Annotated in this window: 14 protein-coding genes and 1 pseudogene; 9 read left to right on the top strand and 6 right to left on the bottom strand. The window is 66.9% G+C overall.

Going from position 1 to position 18,749, the window contains the following annotated elements; translation table 11 throughout:
* A pseudogene (locus B3T59_RS21830) lies at nucleotides 1-233 on the bottom strand (DedA family protein); the annotation flags it as partial.
* A gap of 297 nt (nucleotides 234-530) precedes the next feature.
* Here B3T59_RS21830 and B3T59_RS24630 point away from each other — a divergent pair.
* The 3 genes from B3T59_RS24630 (at nucleotide 531) to B3T59_RS24620 (ending at nucleotide 2,494) form a co-directional block, all read left to right on the top strand.
* Complete coding sequence (locus B3T59_RS24630) at nucleotides 531-1,649, top strand: DUF222 domain-containing protein (RefSeq protein ID WP_414652120.1); 1,119 nt, start codon at nucleotides 531-533, stop codon at nucleotides 1,647-1,649.
* A 108-nt stretch (nucleotides 1,650-1,757) separates the two neighbouring features.
* Entirely contained in the window at nucleotides 1,758-2,192 is a 435-nt protein-coding gene (locus tag B3T59_RS24625) for an HNH endonuclease signature motif containing protein (RefSeq protein WP_414652119.1), read from the top strand.
* 26 nt (nucleotides 2,193-2,218) lie between these two features.
* Nucleotides 2,219-2,494 (top strand): hypothetical protein, encoded by a 276-nt coding sequence (locus B3T59_RS24620; protein WP_313317271.1) that lies wholly within the window; start codon nucleotides 2,219-2,221, stop codon nucleotides 2,492-2,494.
* Nucleotides 2,495-2,676: 182 nt separating this feature from the next.
* On the opposite strand, the gene B3T59_RS21820 is transcribed toward B3T59_RS24620, so the two are convergent.
* Nucleotides 2,677-4,644: a CocE/NonD family hydrolase gene (locus B3T59_RS21820; RefSeq protein ID WP_287005119.1), complete on the bottom strand. Its 1,968-nt coding sequence runs from the start codon at nucleotides 4,642-4,644 to the stop codon at nucleotides 2,677-2,679.
* A gap of 257 nt (nucleotides 4,645-4,901) precedes the next feature.
* Complete coding sequence (locus B3T59_RS21815) at nucleotides 4,902-5,564, bottom strand: YqgE/AlgH family protein (RefSeq protein WP_039855623.1); 663 nt, start codon at nucleotides 5,562-5,564, stop codon at nucleotides 4,902-4,904.
* 40 nt (nucleotides 5,565-5,604) lie between these two features.
* On the opposite strand from B3T59_RS21815, the gene B3T59_RS21810 reads away from it, so the two are divergent.
* Nucleotides 5,605-6,999, top strand: a complete 1,395-nt coding sequence (locus tag B3T59_RS21810) for an MFS transporter (protein ID WP_287005118.1) — start codon at nucleotides 5,605-5,607, stop codon at nucleotides 6,997-6,999.
* Here the strand turns inward: B3T59_RS21810 and B3T59_RS21805 are convergent.
* Nucleotides 6,966-7,583, bottom strand: a complete 618-nt coding sequence (locus B3T59_RS21805; protein WP_287005117.1) for a hypothetical protein — start codon at nucleotides 7,581-7,583, stop codon at nucleotides 6,966-6,968. The two genes, B3T59_RS21810 and B3T59_RS21805, sit on opposite strands and share 34 nt — an antisense overlap.
* Nucleotides 7,584-7,748: 165 nt before the next feature.
* On the opposite strand from B3T59_RS21805, the gene B3T59_RS21800 reads away from it, so the two are divergent.
* Together B3T59_RS21800 and B3T59_RS21795 are read left to right on the top strand one after the other, a co-directional pair.
* On the top strand, nucleotides 7,749-8,840 hold the full coding sequence (locus B3T59_RS21800) for an aminotransferase class V-fold PLP-dependent enzyme (RefSeq protein ID WP_287005116.1): 1,092 nt from the start codon (nucleotides 7,749-7,751) through the stop codon (nucleotides 8,838-8,840).
* 121 nt (nucleotides 8,841-8,961) lie between these two features.
* Nucleotides 8,962-9,894, top strand: a complete 933-nt coding sequence (locus B3T59_RS21795) for a diacylglycerol/lipid kinase family protein (RefSeq protein WP_287005115.1) — start codon at nucleotides 8,962-8,964, stop codon at nucleotides 9,892-9,894.
* A 29-nt stretch (nucleotides 9,895-9,923) separates the two neighbouring features.
* Here B3T59_RS21795 and B3T59_RS21790 read toward each other — a convergent pair whose 3' ends face one another.
* Complete coding sequence (locus B3T59_RS21790) at nucleotides 9,924-11,387, bottom strand: CCA tRNA nucleotidyltransferase (RefSeq protein WP_005205955.1); 1,464 nt, start codon at nucleotides 11,385-11,387, stop codon at nucleotides 9,924-9,926.
* A 137-nt stretch (nucleotides 11,388-11,524) separates the two neighbouring features.
* Here B3T59_RS21790 and B3T59_RS21785 point away from each other — a divergent pair, with 137 nt between their 5' ends.
* Nucleotides 11,525-12,820: an NUDIX hydrolase gene (locus tag B3T59_RS21785; protein WP_251722989.1), complete on the top strand. Its 1,296-nt coding sequence runs from the start codon at nucleotides 11,525-11,527 to the stop codon at nucleotides 12,818-12,820.
* On the top strand, nucleotides 12,813-15,743 hold the full coding sequence (locus B3T59_RS21780; RefSeq protein WP_287005114.1) for a DUF6049 family protein: 2,931 nt from the start codon (nucleotides 12,813-12,815) through the stop codon (nucleotides 15,741-15,743). Before B3T59_RS21785 ends, B3T59_RS21780 begins: the two co-directional genes overlap by 8 nt.
* Nucleotides 15,744-16,392: 649 nt before the next feature.
* Here the strand turns inward: B3T59_RS21780 and B3T59_RS21775 are convergent.
* Nucleotides 16,393-16,644 carry a hypothetical protein gene (locus B3T59_RS21775; protein ID WP_287005122.1) on the bottom strand — a complete coding sequence of 84 codons (252 nt, stop codon included), beginning with the start codon at nucleotides 16,642-16,644 and terminating at the stop codon, nucleotides 16,393-16,395.
* Between B3T59_RS21775 and B3T59_RS21770 the strand changes: the two genes are divergently transcribed.
* A partial coding sequence (locus tag B3T59_RS21770; RefSeq protein WP_287005121.1) for a murein biosynthesis integral membrane protein MurJ occupies nucleotides 16,583-18,749 on the top strand: 2,167 nt, incomplete at its 3' end. The genes B3T59_RS21775 and B3T59_RS21770 overlap by 62 nt on opposite strands.

Raw genomic sequence — 18,749 nt, 5'->3', positions numbered from 1 at the left:
ACAGACCCCCCCGCGACCGCCCACACCCCCGCCCCCGTGATCAGCCCGCGGGGGTTGGTGTCCCCGACTGCTGCGCCCACCCCCGCCGCAAGGAGCAACGCCTCGCTGGGCATGACCAGACCCACGAAGATGACCGCGGTTTCCAGAAAGACGCCGCCACCCGCGATCAGATAGACCGCCCACGCGGGAACCGACCTGATCAGGTCGATCAGCCAGTCGGCGAGTGAATGCACCTGCCCGACGTTAGCCGCCGCTCTGATTCGACGCCGCGGCGGATTGGGGACTTGGGGGATTGCAGTCTTGGCGGATTGCAGTCTTGGCGGATTGCAGTCTTGGCGGATTGCAGTCTTGGCGGATTGCAGTCTTGGCGGATTGTGGACTCGGTGGACTGTGGACTCGGTGGGCTGTGGAGCTGATGAAGCGCTTGTCCACAACATCGAAAAGAGTTTCGAGTATTCGTCGACGTTGTCTGAATTGTCTGGTAGTGTAGAACACACATTCGACACGATGTGGGGCGGGGGTGGCGGCACGTGAACAGCAATCAGAGCGCTGGTGAGAATGGCCGTGCGCCTTCGGCTTTGGTGTCGGCTGTGGTGGGGTCGGCGGATGCGGTGGTGGCGGAGAAACTGTGTCGTTTGGCTGCGGTGTTGGATGAGTTGGCGACGGTGGATGTGTCGTTGGTATCTGATGACGTGCTGGTCGAAGCCACGGTCGAGGCCGAACGGCTAGCACTGCGGACTGCGGGTGCGGTGACGGATCGTTTGATCGTGGAAACCTCCGACCGGGATCTACCCCACTCGTTGGGTTTCCGCGATATCCGCAACTTCATGGGACAGCGTCTGCATAGTGGTGACCCGGCCGCCCGGTATCGGGTGATCGCGGCGACCGGCTCGTTCACCACGATCTGCGGTGACCGCCTCCCAGCCGCGTGTCCGACGTTGGCCGGCCACGTCGCCGACGGTCGGGTCGCCGGCGCGCACGTCCGCGCGGTAGTGGAGGTGTTAGAAGCGATCCCTGGTGAGGTGTCGGCTCAGACGAAAGCTGCCGCCGAAGCACAGCTGGCCGGGTATGCGGTCGAGTTCACGCCCGCCGAAATCACCAATCTCGGTTCACGATTGTTGGCCCATCTGGATCCGGATGGGACTCTCACTGACCCGAAAGATCGGAAACGGCGTCGCCGCCTGTGGGTGAACCGGCACAACGCGCAACTCATGTCGCGGTTGACCGCGGATTTGGATCCGATCGCCCGCGCCCGCCTGGATACCGTGTTGGACTCGTGGGCCAAACCCGGTATGAACAATCCCGACGACCCCGACTCACCTGTGGGGCCGATCACCACCGCGAACGCTGAGCAGGTGGCGGCGGCAGCACTGCGGGATCAACGCTCACCCGCCCAACGCAACCATGACGCGTTCTCTGCCCTGTTGGGGCAGGTGCTGGAATCCGGGATGCTCGGCACTACGCATCGGGGGTTGCCGATCCAGGTGATCGTCACCACCAGCCTGCACGAGTTGGAGACACAGGCGGGGATCGCACACACCACCTCCGGAACACTGCTGCCAATCGGCGATGTGATCGAGATGGCCGCCACCAGTGGTGCCAGCCAGTATCTGGCGGTGTTCGGTGAGCACACCAGCATCCCGCTCTAACTTGGTCGGTCGAAGCGGATCGCGTCGTTGGGGCAACGATTGGCGTCGTTCGCCTCACCAGGCGGGAAGATGTGTTCCGCGCCGGGCTGTCACCAGCCCGCTTCGCGGGTGCAGATGCATCACGCCGCCAACGACTGGGCCGACGGCGGCTTGACTGATATCGACCAGTTGGTGCCGGCGTGTGATGTGCACAATCGGCGGGTCGGGCCGAAACCCGGCCAGTTCACCACCCGCATGATCACCGACGGCCCTGATACCGGACGTGTTGCGTGGCGACTCAACGCCACACCCGGTATGCCCGCAAATCCCGAACGCATCAACCGCATCGCCGACGTCAAAGCCGACTTCCACGACTACCTCACCACCGAACACACCAACAACGAGGCCGCCGCGGCTGCTCGAGCCGCCGCTGACGGGATCGGGATCGCGCCAGACACAGCCGATACCGGGACTGTCAGGGCGCAACCGGTACCGGGATCTCCTCGCACGCAGCCGACACAGAGATCGTCGCGCGACCGTCGGATACGGCGGACGCCGAGATGATGGTCGCGGACGCAGTCGGTGCCTAGATGACGTCGCCGCCCTCGACGCCAGGCACGCCGAGCGCGAATGAGGCGACGGTGACCGACATCGAACTCGCACTGGCGGGCGCAATGCGCCCGACCGGTGCCCCACCGCTCAGCGCGCGGGTCGACATCCAATGGAACCTCACCGATCCACCCGACCCCGACCCGTCCACAGACCCCGACGCGCCTACAGGTCCGGCCCCACCAGCCAGCCCCTGGTGGCTCGGCGACGTCGACCCACCAGGAGGCGTCGACCCACCCTCGGCCGACGCCGCCTGACCGCTGCGCCACTGACCGCTGCGTCAACCCGGCCGACACTCAAGCCTGACGAACCGGGCGGACCGTCGAATCCGGTTGCGCCGCAACCAGTCCACACCCCGCCACCACACCCCGGTGGCGGGGCAGGCGTGGTTGGGCGCGCAGTGGTTGGCCTCGATCGACGAACGCCAGACGGACGGTCCTCAGATTCCACCGGACAGCGGGAGGTTCACGAAGCTCGGCTGTGCCGGGTCGAGGACGATGTGCTGCGGCTTGAGGCCCGACTCGTTGAGCAGTGGACGCAACGGGACACCACGAGGGGCGTTCATCGCAAACACGTCGATACGCAGTCGATGTCCTGCCGGGATACGCGCTTCTGTGGGGAGCAGACCGACGTCGAGGGTGACCGGCTTTCCCGGCGTGATTCGTTGGCGCGCAGCAAGAGTCATTGTATAGAAGGGGTCGATGACGTCGCCGTTCGGTGCGAACTGCGACTGCGCCCTGTCATAGCCACGCAACGATGCCATCACCTGGCCCGAGCTGATCACCTTCGATGTCCCGTCGGGCGCAACGTCGTTCAACGTTGCCGTCCAGTAGCCGTCTGTCGCATCCATGACCGTGTTGAGGTGGAGACTGCTGTAGCCGGACACGCGTCGACTGCTGTCGAGCGGCGGCGTCGTGAACGACAGTGCACCCCGTTCCGAGATTCGAGCGTCGTCGGAGCATCCTTGGAACACCGCGGTCAGACCCGCCATCTGTTGGGCGGAGTCGCGCGAACAGAGTGTCCACAATGTGGGTGACACGGTCATGGTTCCGCGTGCCGCGTTCGCTCCCGTCGTCAGGCTGCCGTCGCCCTGAGCGTGCGGCGCGGTACCGCTGCGACGGTTCGACAGATACAGCCGCTCTCGGGTCATGCCTGCGCGCGGGAACTGCGCCGCGGTGATCCAACTGTCGCCCACCTGCTTCAGATTCACCGGCCCGTACGAGTCGATCCCGTTGTCAATTCCCTTGAGCCACTTGTCGAACCATGCCTTCTGCAAGACGTCGAGCCGCGGTGGCGTACCCGGCCTACCCTGTCCTCCGCCGATCGTCGCGTGGTAGCCGTCGCCCATCATGAGCTGCTTGCGGCCAGGTGCCAGCGGGATCTTGTTGTACATCCGCACCTCGCTATTGGTGAACAGATCGAACCAGCCGCCGTAGATGAAGGTGGGGGTGGTGACCTTGTCGGCGTGGTCCTGCCAGGACTGTCGCGGCTCCGAATCAGACTTCAGCAGATCCTTTAGATAGCCGGGTACAGAAGGGATGTCGGGCGTTGTCAGTCCCGCCAGCAACTGCGGGTAGAACGTCAACGGGTCCTTCACCCTGTCGGCGAGCCACTTCCAGTCGAAGGTACCGTTCAGCATCGACGCGACGTTCGGGATCATCTTCGTGCTGTTGACCAACGTCAACCACAGCGGCAGAAACCCTGCGCCGAGGGCACCACCCGGAGCGACGATGTCGCGGATGAGGTCGCCTCCGGGCTCGACGGGGAAGATGGCCTTGAGCGCGTCGGGATGCTTGTTGGCGGCTTGGATCTGGTTGATCGCCGAGTACGACACACCGGCCATCCCGATCCTGCCGTTCGACCATCTCTGCTTGGCGGCCCAGTCGATCACCTCGGTCGAGTCCTGCTGCTCGCGGCTCTGGAACACGTCCCAGGTCCCCTGCGAAAATCCAGTGCCTCGGACGTCGACAACCACCATCGTGTAGCCACTGCGGACGAGGTCGAAGTCCGCGGAGAAGTTGCGGGTTCCTCCATCGCGCACAGTCTTGGCGAGTGCGTTGATTCCGTCGATCGCGGTTCCGTGCAGATTGATCGCGTCTGCCAGCTGCATCGCGTACGGCGCCAGAACCGGATTCTGCAACGCCGACGACGCGACCGCCGTGATCAGCTTGGTGTACGGGGTCATGTTGAGCACTACGGGTGTGCGCTCCGCGGCTGCATGGCCTCGCGCGTCGGCAGGGCGATACACGTTGGCGCGCAACACCGTTCCGTCACTCATTCGGATCGGGACGTCCCACTGGGTCGCGACACCCGCATAGGGATGCGCACCGTCGTGCGCCGCACGCCAACCTGCGCCCTGCCGACCACCGTCGGGAGTCGCAGCGTCGGCGATACCCGGGCCGGTCATCAAGAGAAGGGCGACAGAGAGGACCGCTACCACCGTGCCCCACGTCGTCGAACTCGAAACACGTCTTAGCTGAGTGACCACCGGGACCCCTGACCGTTGATACGCCTGAACGTTGGAACACTGCAAGGACTCGCGCGCCGGGAAGTGGCCGCGTGAGACGAACGCGTCGAAGAGTATCAGTTCGATGTGGCGCAGCTCACCAAGACCTGCTGATGGGATCCGGGCCGCGATCTCTGCGGCGAGATGACCGGGGATCGTCAGTTCTGGTCGACGTCGATCGGATGGGTCGCGAGCAGCGGCATCGGCCAGGGCTGGCGCCGAAAGACATCTGCCCAGACGTCGACGGTCGGCGGTGCGAGCAGATCGCGAGGAAGCGCCGAGGCGAGCAGCCAGCTGTCTTGGGCGAGCTCGGCGTCGAGTTGGCCTATCCCCCAACCCGCGTAGCCGGCGAAGATGCGAACGCCCTCGAGGACGTTGGCGAGGAGTTCGTGATCGGCGTCGAGGTCGACGAGGACAACCCGACCGTCGACCGGGCGAAGCCCTTCGAAGGCTTCGATGTCGACACCGTGCTTCGCGACGCCAAGACACAGCGCGGCGTCTTGCTTCACGGGCCCTCCGATGAACAGCGCCTGAGGCGACGCCGCGAGATCGGTCCACTGCGGAAGGATGTTGTGGACTGCGGTCTGGCTCATCCGGTTGAGAATCACCCCGAGGCTGCCGCCGTCGTTGTGTTCGATGATGTAGATGACCGAGCGCGCAAATGTGGGCTCGGTCAGGTCGGTCGACGCAAGGAGTAACGTACCCGCCCGCACGCTGTTGGCCGACTCCATGTCGCGGGCACCAGGCATACCGCCACCCTCGGCTCCGTCGGAGTTCTCGGGTGAGAAATCGTCCGCGCTGTCACCACCCACAGTGACCATCATCGCATGCCTGATGCGAGCTGGTCGGTACTCTTGATGGGTGAGCTCTACTGCACGCGACGGCCGGTCTGCGCGTGCTGCGTGGCGCGATTTTCTCGACTCGTTACGCAGTTCTCCTGGGCTCGGGCGACTCCTTTCCGTGCGCCTCGCCAGCCAGTTGACCGATGGTGTATTCCAAGCCGCCCTGGTCGGCGGTGTGTTGTTCAATCCCGAACGCCACGCCGACCCGCTCGCCGTCGCGGGTGGCATGGCCGTGTTGCTGCTCCCGTACTCGGTCATCGGACCCTTTGCCGGAGCGCTCCTCGACCACTGGGATCGTCGAGCTGTCTTGTTGTACGCCAACCTGATTCGCGGTCTGATGATCGCGGTTGTCGCAATCGCCATCGCGACGGGAAGCCCCGACAGCGTCGTCCTGGTCGGTGCGCTCGCGGTGACCGGCGCCAGCCGCTTCGTGGCATCCGGACTGTCTGCCGGACTCCCTCACGTCGCGTCGCAAGATGTCATCGTCGCGACCAACGCACTGTTCACGACGCTCGGCGGCTTCATGCTGTCGGTGGGCGCCGTCCTTGCGATGGGGGTGCGCCTGCTCGCCGGATCGGACAACACGGGCAGCGCGATCACGATGGTTGCTGCCGTGGTGATCGCCGTCGTCGCGGCATTCCTCGCCCGTGGCTTTCCCAGATTGCAGCTCGGTCCCGATCACCCCGACGATCCCGGACGCTCGGCCGTGCACGCTGTGGCCGTCGGCCTCCAGCACGGCGCGATCGCCGTCGCGCGGTCCCGTCCGGTGGCTGCTGCGCTGTCGGCGATCGGCGCGCATCGCGTGGTGTTCGGCATCAACACACTGATGTTGCTGGTGCTCGCACGACATTCGGGGTCGGGTGATGGGCTCGACCGTGTAGGCGCCGTCGTCGGTTGTACGGCTGCCGGCGCATTGGCCGCGGCATTCATCACGCCGGTCGCTGTCGATCGATTCGGCCGCAAGGCGACGCTGATTTCCGCGCTGTCGGTCGGGGTCGTCGCGGAGCTGTCCCTGCTCTCGTTCTCGTTCGTCGTCTTCTGCATCTCCGCGGTGGTGTTAGGACTCATCGGGCAGGTCGCGAAACTGTGTGGCGACGTATCGATGCAGGTCGACATCGACGACGCCGTGCGCGGCCAGGTGTTCTCGGTCCAGGACGCGGTGTTCAACATCGCCTACGTCGCCGCGATCGCGATCGCCGCCACCACGATCGCGCCGGATGGTCGGACGCCGCTGCTCGTCGTGATTGCCGTGGTGATCTACCTTCTCGGGATCGCCGTCGTGCGGTTCGTCCACCCGGGCCGCGATGAACTGGTCGGCGCGAGCCAACACGCAGCCGAGCACGCCCGCCACGAGCGTGAGCAGGAGCAGCACTCGGACTCTTACCTCCCGAACTCGGGCGCATCAGCGCCATAAGCCGCGTCTGCAACCCCGTCGCCGTCAGAGTCGACGAGCACGGTGTCGAAGTTGCCGTCGCCGTCGGAGTCCACATAGAGCCGACGCTCGGTTCCCGACCCTGCCGCGCCGGGGTCACCAACCCCTGAGTCGACAACCTCGGCGTCGACCCGTCCGTCGCCGTCGAGGTCGAGCCGCTGCGTCGAGGGTTGCCGCCCGGCGCGCGGCGTCGGCTCGGGTGCTCGCTTCGGGCCCTCCTCGCGGGTTGCGTCACCTGACCCTTCCCGTGGCACCTCGCCCGGCGCTACTGAGCCGCCCTGACCAGCGGTAACGCCCTGGCCAACCGCGACATCCCACAGGCCGCGACCCGAATCGCGGTACTGGCGTTCGGGTCGGCCGTCGTCGTCGATGTCGAGTGCTGCAACGTCGGCGTGGCCGTCGCCGTCGACATCCCACATGGCGTCGTCGGCACGTCCGTCACCGTCGAAGTCGATGCTGACGGCGTCCGGGGTGCCGTCAGCGTCGAGGTCGAGGTCAGCAGCGCTCGACCAGCGGCTCAACGTGCCGTCGCCAGGGCCGAACACGTAATCGATCAGGGGATCCACGCGTCTTCAGACGTTCATCGGTGCGGGTTGGTTCCGTCTCCACACGATCTCGGCCCACACACCTCGACATCTGCAGGGCTGCTCTGAGTGGATCGGCACGTTGGTCCAGACCGCGTTCGTGCTTCCGCCGACATTTCCGGGTACGCAGCACGGTACGTTTTGTGCATGTATGTGAGCGAGCTGGGAGAGCAGTTCCATCGCGCTCGTCTCGAACCGGCGATCACACATCTCGACGCCGCGTCGGCGGGACGGTCGTCGAACGCCGTGATCGGGACAGTGTCGGCGCACCTGTGGCGCGAAGCTGAACGTGGGTCGTACGTCGCAGCAAACGACCGAGCGGACGAGATTGCCAGGGACAAGCGCGACATCGCCCAACTCCTCGGCCACACCCCCGACGAACTCACCTACCGCGAGAGCGCGCGGGCCGCACTACGCACGCTGCTGACCTCGTGGAGTCTGCCCATGGCGTCGACGGTCTGGGTTGGCAAGAACGAGTTCGGACCCAACCTCGTGGAGTTCGAGCGCCGGGGTTACGCCGTGCGGCCGCTGCCCGACGGTGACGTCTACGGCCACGTCGACACCGACGCTCTGGAGAACATGCTGCAGTTCGAGCAGCCCGATTTCATCCACATCTGCCATGTCGGCTCGATGTCGGGTGCCGTGCAGCCTGTGGCGCGGATCGTCGAGGTCGCACATCAGGTGGGCGTGCCCGTCGTCGCCGACATGGCGCAGGCCGTCGGACACGTACCAACGGTCACCGGCGCCGACGTCGTCTACGGCACCAGCCGCAAGTGGCTGACCGGCCCGCGCGGCGTCGGATTCCTTGCTGTGCGCCGTGATTCGCTGCGGCCCGTCGAGGTCGACCCGTCGCAATCGTTCATCGCGGGCATGCTCGGCCTCGGGGTCGCCGTGTCGGAGGTGCTCCAGACCGGTCAGCAGCGGGTCTTCCGTGAACTCGCAGCGATCGGACGCGCCACCCGCGAGCGGCTCGACGGGATCGGCAGTTGGCAGGTTCTGGAACCGGTCGACGAACCGTCGGCCATCGTCACACTCGCCCCACCGCCCGGCTTCCAGAGCGCCGACGTCCACCAGGCACGCGACAAACTCTTCGAACTCGGCCTGCTGGTGACCGCTGCCGACTCGTGGCGGGCTCCCCTCGCCGGCGACACGTCGGTCCTGCGGATCAGCCCGCACCTCGACGTCACACGCGAACAGCTCGACCGCCTCGCCGACGCCCTCCGCACGATGGGGTATTAGCGCGCTTCGCACGGGCGCGCTCACGTCGGCAAGCACTTGCAGAAAACATGAAACTTGGTCTGCCGACCCACCGGTGTGACCTGCCCCTTTACCGCGAGCCGATGTGACAGACTGATCCTCGATGTCTGCGAGCCCAGAGAGCACGAACACCGTCGGTCACCTCGCGATCGTCGCCAACCCGACGGCGGGTCATGGCGCCGGGCAACGCGTCCTCGGAGCAGCGACCGCGATTCTGCGCGGCCGCGGCGTCAGTCACGAGGTCTTGACCGCCGACACCCGCGAGGAGAGCGCACGGCTCGCGGAGGAAGCAGCCGAACGCGGAGCCGACGCCCTCCTCGTCGTCGGCGGTGACGGAACCGTTCAGACCGTGCTCCGTACCGTTCACAGTCATCAGCTGCCGCTCGGCATCCTCCCGGCGGGAACCGGAAACGACGCCGCACGCATGCTCGACATCCCCCTCGACGACGTCGCCCGCGCGATCGCGATCATTCTCAACGGCAAGACCCGACGCATCGACCTCGGCCGCGCCTCCTTCTCCGACGGCGTCGTCGACCTGTTCTGCACCATCGCCGCAACGGGATTCGACGCTGCCGTCGCCGAACGCGCCCAGGATCTCTCCTGGCCGAGCGGGCGAGCGCTCTTCGCCTTGGCCGCGCTGCGACAACTCCCCAAGCTCAACCGGCACCACTATCAAGTGCGCGTCGACGACGTCGAGGTCGAGACCGACGCCGCGTTCACCGCCATCGCCAACGGTCCGACGTACGGCGCCGGAATGCGGATCGCACCCCACGCCAGCGCCGACGACGGCCTCTTCGACATCGTGATGGGCTCCCACCCCCGACACCTTCCGCGGCTGTCACTTCTGCGCGGTCTCGCCCAGGTGCTCTACGGTCGCGTAGAAAACAACCCCCTGTTCAAAGACATGCAGGGGCGCGAAGTGGAGCTGTACTGCGATCCGCCCGCCGATGTGTCGCTCGACGGCGACATCGTCGGCTCGCTACCGACCGTCTTCGACATCCTCCCGGGCGCCATCGAGGTCTACGTGCCGCACTGAGTGGCCCCGAGAGCGCAACGGCAGGGTCGCTACCCCTCGCCGCGTTCGGCCCACCACTCGCGCAGCGCTGCGACTGCCTCCTCGTGCGACAGCGGGCCGCGGTCGAGGCGCAGCTCCTTCAGGTACCGCCACGCTTGTCCGACGACCGGCCCGGCAGGAATCTGGAGGATCTCCATGATCGCGTTGCCGTCGAGGTCGGGGCGTACCCGTTCGAGGTCCTCCGCGGCGGCCAGAGCGGTGATGCGCTCTTCGAGACTGTCGTAGTTCTCCTGCAGCCGACGCGCCCGCCGCTTGTTGCGGGTGGTGCAGTCGGCGCGCACCAACTTGTTGAGCCGGTCGAGCAGCGGACCGGCGTCCGTGACGTAGCGTCGGACAGCCGAATCGGTCCACCGCCCTTCGCCATAGCCATGAAAACGCAGATGCAGGAACACCAGCGTTGCCACATCTTCGACGACGGCCTTCGGATACTTCAAGGCGCGCATACGCTTTCGCACCATCTTCGCGCCGACGACCTCGTGGTGGTGGAAGCTCACACCGCCGTCGGGCTCGTGGCGTCGGGTCGCGGGTTTGCCGATGTCGTGCAGCAGCGCGGCCCAGCGCAGGATGAGGTCGGGGTCGCCCTGCTCGAGGTCGATCGCCTGCTGCAGCACGGTCAACGAATGCTGATAGACGTCCTTGTGTTGATGGTGTTCGTCGATGGTGAGTCGCATGCCCGGCACTTCAGGGAGTACGCGGTCGGCGAGTCCGGTCTCGACCATGACGTCGATCGCCTCGATCGGATGCTCGCCCAGGATGAGTTTGTCGAGTTCGGCGTGGACCCGCTCAGCGGTGATGCGGTTGATCTCGTCGGCCATCTCGGTGATCGCGTCGAAAACCCGCGGCGCGAGCCGGAATCCGAGCTGCGAGACGAACCGCACCGCGCGGAGCATCCGCAGCGGATCGTCGTTGAACGATTCCTGCGGCGTCGCAGGTGTGTCGATGATTCCGGCGAGGAGTGCTGTCATTCCGTCGAGCGGGTCGTGGAACTCCGCGGGTCCGTTCGGGCCTATCGCGACGGCCATGGCGTTCATCGTGAAATCGCGGCGCACGAGGTCGGCTTCGAGCGAATCGCCGAAGGTGACCTCGGGATTTCGACCGACGCGGTCGTACTGGTCGGCACGGAACGTCGTGATCTCGATCATCACGTCGCCCTTGCGTGCCGAGATGGTCCCGAATTCGATGCCGGTGTCCCAGATCGCGTCGACCCAACCGGTCAGCAGGCGGGTGATCTCGGCGGGACGGGCGTCGGTGGTGAAGTCCAGGTCGTTGCCGAGGCGCCCGAGCACCGCGTCGCGAACCGACCCTCCTACCAGGTACAACTCGTGGTCGGCTGTCGCGAACCGCTCGCCGAGGGGCGCCAGAACGTCGGAGAGCCCCTGCAGGGTGACCGCTGCAGCGGCGAGAAGCCTGGTGCGGCGCTCGATGCGTGCGTTCGATGCGGTCGAGTCGGTCACGGCACGCCAGCCTACCGGCGTGGGCGCTGCGGAAACATCCCGGCACCCGCGTCGAACCGGCTCCTGACCGGTCCGGTTCCCGCCGCACCTGACGGCACTGGGCAAACGGCAGGTGACCAGCGGCTAGCATCGAGTCTGTGTCAACCGAGTCCCCGACCAACCGTGCAGACGTCTCAGGCGACGTCTCGTCGGCTGGTCACGGCGGTATTTCGGGTGGTAAATCCGGTGGCAATTCGGGTGCTAACCCCACGGGCGCGCCTGCCGGTTCCGGCGCAAAGTCGGTGGGCAACCCCGGCGTCGCCAACGCAGGCAAGCCGGGTCCGTCACGCCGTTCGCGCCGTGGACGTCGTCGTCGACGCGCCCAGGACAACCGACGCGCCGAGCCCGCGGGAACTGATCACCGCGGCGGTGCCGACCCTGCCCTCAACAGCAAGAACGCCCCAAACGGCAAGAACAACCCGAACAGCAAGAACAACGACAAGCAGCGAGACAGGCAGCGCAAACGTGCGCCGTCTCCGGCAGACGTCGCGCGTGCCACCGCGCGCTCGAACCGCGTCGAAGCAGGCATGGCCGACGCCGAGCCCGCCGACTGCGACGCGGAGACGTCGATCGAGGGTGCGCACGCCAAGGTGACGCCGCCCAAGCCGTCCGACATCGCTGTCGTCAGCGCAAAGATCACCAAAACCGGCCTGACGCACGCGTCGAACGGCCCCAAGCCCGGCCAAAACCGCAACCGACGCCGCGCCACCCGCACGGCAGACCGGACGGCCAACACCCCCGACCGCCTCCAGACCGTGCGCGAGACCTCTGCGGGTGGGCTCGTGATCTCCGACCTCGACCTTCCCGTCGACGAACTGTCGGCGGCACTGATCGGCCGCGTCGACAGGCGCGGCAGGCTGATGTGGTCGCTTCCGAAGGGACATATCGAGACCGGCGAGACCGCGGAGCAGACCGCGATCCGCGAGGTCGCCGAGGAAACGGGTATCCAGGGAACCGTTGTCGCACCCCTCGGCAAGATCGACTACTGGTTTGTGAGCGAGGGCAAACGCATCCACAAGACGGTGCATCATTATCTGCTGCGCAGCGTCGGCGGAGAGCTTTCCGACGCCGATTACGAGGTCAGCGAGGTCGCATGGGTGCCGTTGCACGAGTTGCCGCGCAAGCTCACGTACTCTGACGAGCGGCGATTGGCCCGGATGGCGCGCGGCGTGATCGCCGATCTGGCCGCCGACCCCGCACGGTTGGCCCAATCCGAGGCCGAGAGCAGCCGCACCGAACCGAACGCATATGAGAAAGCCGCAGCCGCACGTAATCAGCGACGCAACGACGTCGGGCATCGCTCGGAGGTCAAGCGTCGCGCGGACAGTCAGCCTCAGGCGCGGCCGCGGCGACGGCGCAGGCGTCCTCGGCGACCTGCGTCCGGGGATGCGTGACGTCCTGCGCATCGGTAGTTCTCGGCGCCTGAGCGCCTCTTTCGTCACGCGTGCGCGCGTTCTTCTCGCTGTTCTCGGCGTGGTGATCGTCGCGGCGCTGTGCGCTGCCCCGGCCGCAGCGGCGCCGACCAGCGGCGCGTCGGACGGCTCGACGTCGTCCGACGACCAGCGGTTTGCCTCCGTGGTCATCGACACACTCACGCCATCGATGGTCACGACGACGTCGGGACCCGACCTCACCGTCGAAGGACACGTACGCAACACCAGCTCGCGCACGATCAAAGACCTCAGCATCCGCCTCGAACGTGGCGACGCCGTCCGCGATGCCGCGGGCCTGCGCAGCAGTCTCGCGGTCGCGCATCCCCCGATCGCCGTCTCCGGAGCTTTCCGGAACCTCACCGACGAGCTGGCCCCGGGAGCCGAGGTCTCGTTCCGGATCAACATGTCACTCTCGGGTCAATCAGGCATGCAGATCTCGCGGACCGGCGTGTACCCGCTGCAGGTCAACGTCAACGGCGTCCCCGACTACGGCTCGATGGCCCAGGTCGCAGGCTCCCGGACTCTTCTCCCAGTGCTCTCACTGCCACCGGACAAGAATCGGGCCGCACAGTTCGACTCGTCGGAACTGGATTCGACGGGTCTGGATTCGACGACTGGCGGCGCGGACAGTGCGACGGCCAGTGGGAACGGTGGCCTCGGCGCCGACGGAGCGGTCTCGGCCGACACCTCCGACCCCGCGCGCATCACGATGCTCTGGCCCCTCGCGGCACCCCCTCAACTCGCACCGGGCGGGCTCGGTGGCGGAACCCAACCCGTGCGCCTGATCAGCGACGACATGGCCCGCTCACTGCGCGACGGCGGCCGACTGCACGAACTCCTGGAGTCCGCGCGCAACGTGATCGGGACCGCGGCGGGCGATTCGGCCGCAGGGTCGGGCAGCGCGGACGACAGCGGCAGTTCCGCCAACCCGCCGGCGAGCGGTTCCGGTTCAGGAGCATCCGGATCCACGACGTCGTCGGGCTCTGGAACGCCGGCTCCCGGCGCGTCCGCAACGTCGACGTCGCCCGCCGCGCCGAGTGCCTCCGACCTGCAACGCAGCATGTGTCTTGCCATCGACCCCGACCTTCTGGTGACCGTTCGCGCCATGTCGTTGGGCTACGTGGTGTCCAGCAATCCCGCCGACCCGACGTCGCGCACCACGCCCGGCACCGGTAGCGACGCCGCAACCCAGTGGCTGTCCGACCTTCGTGGTGTCGCGGCACGGACGTGTGTTGTCGCGCTGCCGTTCAGCCAGGCGGACCTGCCCTCGTTGGCGCGCATCGACCGCTCCGGGCTGACCACCGCCACGCTCGATGCCCCCGCAGACGTCGTCGACGCGATTCTCGGAGTGCGCAGCGTGCGGGGGCTGACGATTCCCGCGCTCGGAGCCGTCGATCAAGCGGGCAGTGAGCTCCTGCGCGACGCGGGGCACCCCAAGGCGCTCGCCTCGGCGTCGTCTGTCGATCCGACAGGCAACCCGAATGCCGCGGGCCTCTACAACGTGGGCGGCCTGCTCACCCAGACCTACGACTCGTCGGTCAGCGCGGCGATGGGTGCCGTGGGCACTGCTCCCCTGGTCACCGCGCTCACTCCGCCGAGCCAGCAGACCGACCTCGCCGTTGAATCGCCGGTCAGCCGACGCCAAGCCGCGGTGGCTGCGCTGGCATTTCGCTCGATCGCGACTCCGGGATCGAGCGGGGAGCCCGGAACCTCCACCAGCACGGGCACTGCCGTGACGAGTAACGCCGTCACGAATACCGCAGGCCGCGCGGAAGTCGTGATGCCCCCGACGTACTGGTCGGCCACGTCCGACGACGCGAACGCACTGTTCTCCACGGCCACGGTTCTCTTCGGCTCACGCGCAGCAACCCCTGCCCCGCTCGACGACCTGGTCAACCGGATCGGCGGTGCGACGGCATCCGCTCGACTCGTCGACCCACCGGGAGTCGGCCCGATCTCACAGATCGGACCGGCGCTCACCAACCGGACCGTCGACTCGATCCGGTCGGCAGCCGACGAGTCGTGGCGCCTGCAGGGAGCGCTGGTCGATTCGGCCGACGTCGACGCCAGCCCCGAGCGCTACGTCTCTCAGCTGCGTGAGGATCTGCTCCGCTCGATCCGCTCGCCCGACGAGAACAACACCGCAACACGGACCCGACTTGCGCGAGAACGTCAGCAACGTATCGATGCGGTGCACTCGACGCTCAACCGGATGCACGGGTCGGTCACCATCCTCGACCCCGGTGGCCGATATACCCTCGCATCGGAGCGAAGTCCTCTGCTGCTTGTCGTGCGCAACGACCTCGCGCTCCCGATCAGGGTTCGCATCACCACGACCGCACCGAAGGACCTCGAGATCGGCGACGTCGGGGTCGTCGAGATCCCGGCTCGCGGCACCCGCCAGATCCAGTTGCCGACACACGCGCGGTCCTCCGAGGCGATGACGGTGACGATCGGGATGTCGACGGTAACCGGAGTCACACTCGGCACCCCGATCAAACTGTCGGTGTATTCCAACGCATACGGAAAACCGCTGTTCATCGTCACGATCTGCGCAGCGGTCGCGCTGATCCTGCTCACCGCGCGCCGCCTCTGGCGCCGATTCCGCGGCAGGCCCGACCCCGCCGACGAGGACCGACCCGAGCCCGACGAGCTGGAACGGATGCTCGCGGCGAGCACGTACCAGCAGCGGCGCCGTACCCTCCAACAGGAGGAGGCACTCGCCCAGACTGAACAGTTCGGCGCGATTGCACGGGACGACTCTGCGCCCCCGACGACGAGAGACAGCGGCGCAGCGATAGACGGCAGCACGACGATAGACAGCGGCACAGCGGTAGACAGCGGCACAGCAAAGGACAGCGGCACGGACAGGACGGGCGCATGAGCGATCGAGGACAACGCGGCGATCCGCCACGACGATCCGCGCCGGACTCACAGAAGCCGGCCGCGCCAGACTCCCAGCGGCGAGCCGCTTCAGAATCACAGCGGCGTGCCGAGCCGCGTCGCGTTCCGCCTAACGATTCGACGCAGCGCCGCTCAGGTGCCAGGTCCTCGGGTCCCCGCGACCCCGGCATGCGTGACCCCGGTGTCGGGCCCGCGCCGCTGAACGGGCCGGTTGGTGCTCGCCCGCCGTTGTCAGGGCGCGCAGCTCCTCGCGTGATCCCGCCTGGACGCCCAGACGCCCCGCATTCGACGACTCGTGACTCGCGCCCGTCCCGCGATCTGACCCAGCATCGCGACGGCCGCCACGAGCGACCAGGCGACGACCGCACCCAACAGGAGCCGAATACCCAACCGACGGGCTCCCAACCCCCGCACGGCTCCCAACTTCGACGCGGCACCCAGCCCCCCAACGCCCAACCGCCGAGCGCCGCCCAACCTCGACGTGCAGCCCAACCTCGACGCGCAGCCACTTCACGTGCAGCCCAGCCTCCCCGCGCGGGACGTCCGCTGCGCGAGGCCCGACCGACGACGGGCACTCGCCGGCCTCCATCGTCGAATCCGCAAGCGTCGAACCCTCAGCCGACGAATCCTCAGCCGACGAATCCCCCAGCTCGCCCCGCGCCGACTCCCGCGGCGCGGACCGCTGCCTCAGCGTCCACCGCGACGCAGTCGCGCGAGCCAGACAGCACTGCCCCAGATTTCCCAGACACCCCAAACACCGACACCTCAGATGCCGACACCTCGTCGTCGACCAGTCTCGCGCGCGACTCCGATGCGAGCATCGTCAAGACCTCCGGGTCGATCGCGCTCGCCACGCTGACCAGCCGCATCACCGGGTTCATTCGAACCGTGCTGGTGCTCGCGATGCTCGGTCCCGCGATCGCATCCGCGTTCCAGGCGGCGTACGTGCTGCCGAACATGATCGCCGAGGTCGTCCTCGGTGCCGTGCTGACCGCGATCGTGATCCCGACGCTCGTCCGTGCGGAAGCCGAGGACCCCGACGGCGGCCGAGGCTTCATCAACCGCATCTTCACCCTTGCGCTGTGCATGCTCGGTGCTGCGACGCTCATCGCCCTCGTCGCTGCGCCCCTGCTCACCCTCCTCAACGTCGGCGACGGCAACGTCAACAGACCGCTGACCACGACACTCGCCTATCTCCTACTGCCGGAGATTTTGTTCTACGGGCTGTCGGCGCTGTTCATCGCCATCCTGAACATGAAGGGCTTGTTCAAACCGGGTGCGTGGGCTCCGGTGCTGAACAACGTCGTCCAGATCGCGACGCTCGTGCTGTACGCGTTGATGCCCGGCGAAATCACGCTCAATCCGGTCAAGATGTCCGAGCCCAAGCTGCTGGTCCTCGGTGTCGGCACCACGCTCGGCGTCGTTCTGCAGGCGTGCATTCTGATCCCTTGGCTGCGTCGAGCCGGGGTGCGGCTGAAGCTCCAGTGGGGCATCGACGCGCGGTTGCGTGCCTTCGGGCGCCAGGCGGTTGCGATCGTCGGCTACGTCGCGATCCTTCAGGTCGGACTCGTCATCACCTATCGGATCGCCTCGCACGCCGACTCGTCGGGCATTTCGGTGTACGCGACGCACTGGCAGCTTCTCCAACTCCCGTACGGCGTGCTCGGCGTGACCATCCTGACCGCGATAATGCCGCGCCTGTCGCGCAACGCCGCAGCCGACAACCGCGACGCCGTCGTCGACGATCTCTCCCTCGCCTCACGCCTGACGATGGTCGCTCTGGTCCCGACCGTCGCGTTCATGACCTTCTTCGGTCCGGCAATCGGCATCGCGATCTTCAACTTCGGCAAGTTCGACGCCTCGATCTCCTCGCAGCTCGGCTCCGTCCTCGCCTGGGGCGCATTCACGCTCATTCCCTACGCCATCACGCTCGTCCAGCTCCGCGTGTTCTACGCCGCGCAGGACGCGTGGACTCCGACGTGGATCGCGCTGGGCATCACCGTCGTCAAGATAGCGTCGTCGTATCTGGGTCCGGTGCTCTTCTCCGATCCGCACATGGTGATCCGTTGGCTGTCGCTGTCGAATGGTCTCGGCTATCTCGCGGGCGCGATCGTCGGACACTTCCTCCTTCGTAAGCGCCTCGCCTACCGCCGCCTCGAAGGTGTTGCGCGCACGACGATCGTGACGCTGATTGTCTCGGTCGGCGTCGCCGCGATCGTGTGGGTCGTCGCCGAGTTGTCGGGTCTGCATTATTTGGGCACGGCAGAGGGCAAGCTCGGATCGCTGGCGTATCTGCTGATCACCGCGGTCGTGGTGCTCGGTGTGACCTACGCGGGCCTCTCGGCGGCAGGGCTGCCCGACGTCGTGGCGATCGGTAATTCGGTGCGCCGCTTGCTCGGTCGGTTCATCCCCGCTCTGGCACCGCCTGCCGGCCAGGTCACGGAATCGTCGCCGACCATCACGGTTCAGTTTCCGCGGGTCACTGCCGACGAATCGCTCCCGTACTCTGGTCAGGTACAAGTGGTCCGGCGATTCGACCGCGGTACCGCGAGCTGGCAGTCGTATGCGGTGCTCAGCGGTGGTGCAGCCGGTGGTCGGGGTCTCGAAGTGGGCTCACCAACGCGTGAACCACGAGATATTCGGTATCGCAGGAAAGGAGTCCGACGCGTGACTGACAGCGGCTTGACTGATAGCGGCTTGAGTGGCAGCGAGGTCGAGACCACCCCCCAGTCCGAGACGTCCTCCGATACGACGAGTGAGCAGGCCAAGACCAATGAGCCGCGCCCATCCCCAAAGACCGGCGGACCCACCCCCGATCCCGACCGTCCCGAGGAACTCGGCACGCCCGTGCGCCGCGGACCGCGTCTCATCCCCGGCGCGGCTGTCGCCGGCGGTCGTTACCGCCTCCTCGACACCCACGGCGGCACCCGTGGCCTCCAGTTCTGGCGCGCACAGGACATCAACCTCGACCGCGAGGTCGGCCTGA

It is taken from the genome of Gordonia sp. UBA7860 (assembly GCF_002500165.1).
Classification (GTDB): Bacteria; Actinomycetota; Actinomycetes; order Mycobacteriales; family Mycobacteriaceae; genus Gordonia; species Gordonia sputi.
Note: the sequence above shows the minus strand (reverse complement) of the source record. Positions and strands in the feature narration are given on the sequence as shown.

Excerpts from the sequence above, each read along its gene's own strand:
- B3T59_RS21800 (WP_287005116.1), top strand. The coding sequence starts at position 7,749 with ATGTATGTGAGCGAGCTGGGAGAGCAGTTCCATCGCGCTCGTCTCGAA.
- B3T59_RS21795 (WP_287005115.1), top strand. The coding sequence starts at position 8,962 with ATGTCTGCGAGCCCAGAGAGCACGAACACCGTCGGTCACCTCGCGATC.
- B3T59_RS21780 (WP_287005114.1), top strand. The coding sequence starts at position 12,813 with ATGCGTGACGTCCTGCGCATCGGTAGTTCTCGGCGCCTGAGCGCCTCT.
- B3T59_RS24620 (WP_313317271.1), top strand. The coding sequence starts at position 2,219 with ATGACGTCGCCGCCCTCGACGCCAGGCACGCCGAGCGCGAATGAGGCG.
- B3T59_RS21815 (WP_039855623.1), bottom strand. The coding sequence starts at position 5,564 with ATGGTCACTGTGGGTGGTGACAGCGCGGACGATTTCTCACCCGAGAAC.
- B3T59_RS21775 (WP_287005122.1), bottom strand. The coding sequence starts at position 16,644 with ATGAACCCGGTGATGCGGCTGGTCAGCGTGGCGAGCGCGATCGACCCG.
- B3T59_RS21820 (WP_287005119.1), bottom strand. The coding sequence starts at position 4,644 with ATGACCGGCCCGGGTATCGCCGACGCTGCGACTCCCGACGGTGGTCGG.